Origin of the sequence: Pedobacter sp. (assembly GCF_035566355.1) — a bacterium.
In the GTDB taxonomy this organism is placed as follows: Bacteria; Bacteroidota; Bacteroidia; order Sphingobacteriales; family Sphingobacteriaceae; genus Pedobacter.
Window position 1 is genome coordinate 1 of sequence record NZ_DATMRL010000706.1, and the last position, 5,386, is coordinate 5,386.

General features: G+C 41.6%; 3 protein-coding genes. All 3 read right to left on the bottom strand.

Annotated features, from left to right (window positions below; all coding sequences use genetic code 11):
• A partial coding sequence (locus VNZ46_RS27760; RefSeq protein WP_325564690.1) for a glycoside hydrolase family 95 protein occupies positions 1-1,528 on the bottom strand: 1,528 nt, incomplete at its 3' end.
• Between the two features lie 6 nt (positions 1,529-1,534).
• Entirely contained in the window at positions 1,535-3,820 is a 2,286-nt protein-coding gene (locus VNZ46_RS27765) for a GH92 family glycosyl hydrolase (protein WP_325564692.1), read from the bottom strand.
• Between the two features lie 87 nt (positions 3,821-3,907).
• On the bottom strand, positions 3,908-5,386 hold a 1,479-nt coding region (locus VNZ46_RS27770), incomplete at its 5' end, for a RagB/SusD family nutrient uptake outer membrane protein (protein WP_325564694.1).

A 5,386-nucleotide genomic window follows, 5' to 3' on the forward strand; every position in this document is an offset into this window, starting at 1 on the left:
GATCTAGATGTAAGGAATCTGCAGCTTCTACATAATTTGTAAACAAATCATATATGATCTGCTGATCATAACTCACTCCATCTTCTCTTGGTCCATGTTCCGGCGACCATCCATCTGGCGCCACCAATACTCCATCTGACCTGCGCTTTAAGCGGTCGTCCCAAAACTCACTAACCTCTTTCAAAATGGGATAAGCAAATTTCTGCAGATAGGTTTTATCCTGGTTAAAGGCATAATGCTCCCAAAGGGCCTGCGCATACCATGCACTGCCTGGCGTATTCCATAAAAAACTCTCTCCGCCAAAAATGTTATTTTCTGTTTTTACGGTCCAGCCCCGCACCCCTGGATATTCTGCTTGTGTATTTTGCTTCTTCACTTCCCTCATGCTATTGATATAATCAAGATAAGGCACAGCGCATTCAGCAAGATTGGTAGGCTCAGCAAGCCAATAATTCATTTGAATATTAATATTGGAATGGTAATCAGAGCGCCATGGCGGATTATTACTGTTGTTCCACAGACCCTGCAAATTGGCAGGCAGTCCACCTTTCCGGGAAGAACTGATCAGCAGGTATCTTCCATATTGTGCCAAAAGGCTTTCCAGGCCCGGATCCGGATGCTGTTTATAATTCATTAGCCTTTGAACCGTTGGAATATTATCCTGCTGCACATTTTTACCGATCTGCAAAGCAAAGCGATTAAACAAAGTTTGATAGTCTTTCAGATGAGCTTGCTTTAGTTCTCCATATTTTTGAGCTGCTGCAGCCAACCGCTGGCGCTGAACAACCTGTTCAGGATCTTCACCCCTCCAATGGGCCGATCTTTGATTAAGGTAACTGGTTGCCGCAGAAAGCACCATATGGAAACTGTTGGCTTTTTGTATCCGGATTTCTTTATTTCCCTCTTTGTCCTGCTCCATACTTAATGTTCCCCCCTCCTGCTTAAGCTGCAGAACAGCTGCATATTTTAACCCATTTTCTAAAACGCCACTGATCTCCAACCGATCCTTTTGTCCGTACGTTTTAGCCGCATGGGTATCTTTCAGTTTGATGGTTACTGTATAAGCATTCTTTTCTTTTGCCGTATAGCTAAAAACCATAGCCTGAGCCGGGTAACTTGCAAAATACTCTCTTGAATAACTGATGTGGCCTTCTTTGTATTCTATTTTGTGGAGCGCATTGCTAAGGTCCAGAACCCTTTTATAATCCTTAACCAAACTGGCCCTACTCTTGTCAAAATCGATGTAGATATCCCCAAAGGCCTGGTATGCGCCCGTCTCTTTCTCATCACCCGTCCACAAGCTATTCTCGTTAAACTGAATATGTTCCTGCTCAGTACCGCCAAAAATCATGGCGCCAAGTTTTCCGTTCCCGATAGGATAAGCCTGTGTCATCCAATCCTTTGCAGGCTGATCATCCCAAATTTTAAGTCCCTTGTTTTCTGTAGTCTTACTCACCTGGGCATTCCCTATGCCAGAGGCAAATACCAGCCCTAATACTACCTTTATACATTTTGTACCGATGTTCATATTTCTTTAATTGATTTGATCTGGTATTCTGTCATTTAATTTAACGCCCCAATTCTTATTGGGCTTATTTCCCATTACAAACTCCATTTGTCCCCCGTTCACAATATCTTTATGCAAAAGATAAGTATAGGGGTAAGCTTTACCATTTAATTTAACAGACTGAATATAAACTGCCTGATCAGAAAGCCCTTTTGCAGTGATCTTGAATGTTTTCTTGTTTTCCATGTGGATCTCTGCGCTTTCAAATGAAGGTGACCCGATGGCATATATCCCATTCGCTGGATTAACGGGATAGAATCCCATTGAACTGAATACATACCAGGACGACATTTGCCCGCAATCTTCATTGCCGGGATAACCTGCGTGACTATTGGTATAAAGCTCATTTACAATTTTCGCTGTATAAAACTGGGTTTTCCAGGGTTGACCAACATAATTGTATAAATAACTTACATGATGACTGGGTTCATTTCCGTGTGCATATTGCCCGATAAAACCAGAAGCATTGTTATTGGTTGCCTCAGGCCCACCCTCAAGCGTGAAAAATTTGTCCAGTTTTTCTGCAAACTTCTGCTTTCCCCCCGTTAACGTGATCAACCCATTTATATCCTGAGGTACGTACCAGAAATATTGCCAGGCATTGCCTTCTGTAAAAGGATTTCCTCCGTTAGATCCATATTTTAGCGGATCAAAGGGTTCTATCCATTTTCCATCAGAATTCTTACCCCTGAAGAACTTGATTTTAGGATCGTATAAGTTTTTATAATAAGAGGAACGGTTCAGGAAATAAGTGTAATCTTCTGTTTTACCCAGCTTTTTAGCCAGCTGAGCTACACACCAATCGTCATAAGCCATTTCAAGGGTTATAGATACAGACTGCGTTTGCAAATCTTCAGGAATATAGTGATACTTTTCCCAGATCCGGAACGGTGAATTGAGATGGGATATCATGGAGGATCTTTTAATCGCTTCATAAGCACGTTCTATATCAATTCCTTCTATTCCTTTTAGTATCGCATCCACCAGTACCGGAATAGAATGATTTCCGATCATACAATAATTCTCCTGCCCCCATAACTGCCAAATGGGAAGATAGCCATAGGTGTCGTATTGCGACAATAAACTGCGAATAAATGCTGTACTTCGTTTCTGCTGAACCAGCGTATACAACGGATGTGCTGCCCTGTACGTATCCCATAAAGAAAAAGTGGAATAGAAAACACCATCTTTGCTATTTCTGGTGACGTCATCCGTACCAATATAGTCGCCATTCACATCAGACATCGTATTAGGTTGCAGGAAGGCATGGTATAAACTGGTATAGAAGATCTCCTTCTTTTTGGCCGAACCCTCGACTATGATCTTACTCAGTTCTTTTTCCCACAACAAATCTGCCTGTGTGACCGTACGATCAAAATTCCAATCGGAAATTTCTGTCTGAAGGTTATTTTTCGCGTTTTCATTGCTCACCGCTGAAATCCCTACTTTGAGGAGTAGTGGTTCTCCATCCCTGGTATCTATATCAAATACGGCTCGTAAATCACTTCCGTTCACTAGGGGTTCATTTTCATATTCTTTATCACCGTTCACAATTAACGTCTTTAAAATAGGTTTTGAAAATTCTGCTCTGAAATAGACCTTACGCAGTTTTGCCCAACCGGTCAATATTCTGAAACCTTCAATGGTATGCTGATCTACCACCCTGATCTGGGATTGAATAATCTTTGTAGACCAGCTGCTTTTGTTCAAGGTATGGTTCAGATCCAGTACCACGTGTCCGTTGCTGTTCTTAGGATAAGTATAGCGGTGAAAACCGGCATGAGTGGTAGCGGTAAGTTCCACATTGACATCATAATCCAGCAGTTTCACCTCGTAATAACCAGGCCTTGCAGACTCCTGATCATGGCTGAAACGAGACCTGTAACCGCTTGCGGTATGCTTCTCGTCACCAGCTGTGGTAAATATCTTTCCAGTAGTAGGCATAAGCAACAAATCAAAAAAATCAGCTGCACCTGTACCGCTTAAATGAGTATGGCTAAACCCTGCAATGGTTTTGTCGTTATAGTCGTAACCAGAAGCAGCATTCCAGTCCGGAACATCTTTTGTATCCGGGCTTAACTGTATCATGCCAAAAGGAACAGCTGCACCCGGAAAGTTATTTCCTGATAAACTGTTCCCATCAACAGGACCTGTTCCGATAAAAGTATTGACATAAGAAGTTACTTTTTTTTCCTGCGCGCTGATAATTAGGGGTAAAATGCAAAAACTAAGGAGGATCTTTCCAAATTTCATTTCTTATTTGAGGATTTGTTAATTATCTGTGTGTATTTAAAAATAAAATTCGCCATGATCTTTAGTCTGCCATGGCGAATTTCTATTCTATTTGTAATTAGGATTTTGGACAAGTACGCCTCCGCTTTTATCAATTTCTGTTTGTGGAAGCGGCCATTTGTAAAACTTATCCTCAAAATGATAAGAAACCGGACTATCCGTAACCTTGTTTAGAACATCCCCGGCAATATGCCATCTGAGCAGGTCATAGTGACGCAGACCTTCAAAGGCAAGTTCAATACGTCTTTCATGACGTATTCTTTGCCGCATCTGTGCTTGATTATAGCCTGCAGGGAATGCGGGCATGCCTACACGTGCCCTTAAATCTCTCATGGCATCGTAAACCGATTGATCCGGTCCGGCTATTTCATTTTGAGCCTCAGCATACATCAACAATACTTCAGCCAACCTCATGATAACCGCATCCTGCTGGCTCAGTGTAGAAAATCCATAAGGGATGTTATTCGGTTCCAAAAATTTAATCACCCCATAACCTGTTGGACGAGGATTTGACGGATGGTGTACTTTACCATTACCAAAATCCACAAAGTCCACAAATACCGTTTTCTTTAATCTTGGATCACGATTGTTAAAAGGATTGCTTGTATCCGTCAATGGAGAGGTACCATAAGGAAGGCCATCTGCACATTCAAAATCATTAACAAAGTTTTTTAAAGGAGAGGAAGCTACCCAGTCACCATAGTACATATCCCATGGCGCCGTATTACTCGGTGCTAAAAAGTTAACAGAAAAAATAATTTCCGTATTGTTCTTTTGTGTCGCATCGCGGAATACGTCTTCAAAATTAGTACTCAGTTTGTATTGTTTCATCACGTCCAGACAAAGATCTCTGGCTTGTGTTAAAACTGTAAGATCAGGAGTTCCTGTTGATCCGTATCCGGAAAACATCAATACCCTGGCCTTTAAAGCTTTTGCAGAGGATGATGCAGCATGTCCTCCATTGGCATAATAAGCATTCGTATTTAGATTCGCTATACCAAAGTCTAAATCAGCAATGATTTGCGTTAAGATCTGTGCAGCAGGAACCTTAGGCTGTTTTTGAGTACTGAGATCCAATGGCTCTAAAACCAATGGAACGTCTCCATAAATGCTGTACAACTGGAAATAGAAATAGGCCCGGATAAAACGAACTTCAGCTTGATAGGCCTTTCTGTCGGCATCGCTAATATCTGAACCTGTATATGCAGCAAGATTTTTAAGAAGGATGTTCACCCTGGTAATTCCGGAATAACTATCGTTATAAATCCCGGTTTCGTATCCACCTGTTGTTGGGTTCAAGTTTCCCTGCAAAAAATCATTTGCACTACCAGAATTAAATTGGTTATAGCCATTATCTGTAAAGCCGTCCCGAAAAGGCATGCCATAAGAAAATGCTTCTCCCTGCATAGAAGAATAGACAGCCGCAAGTGCCCTGTCAAAGTCTTGCTTCGATTTGTAAAAATTTGAGGCTGCGACCTGATCCAGTGGATTCAGTTCCAGTGATTTTTTACATGCACCCAAAGAGAG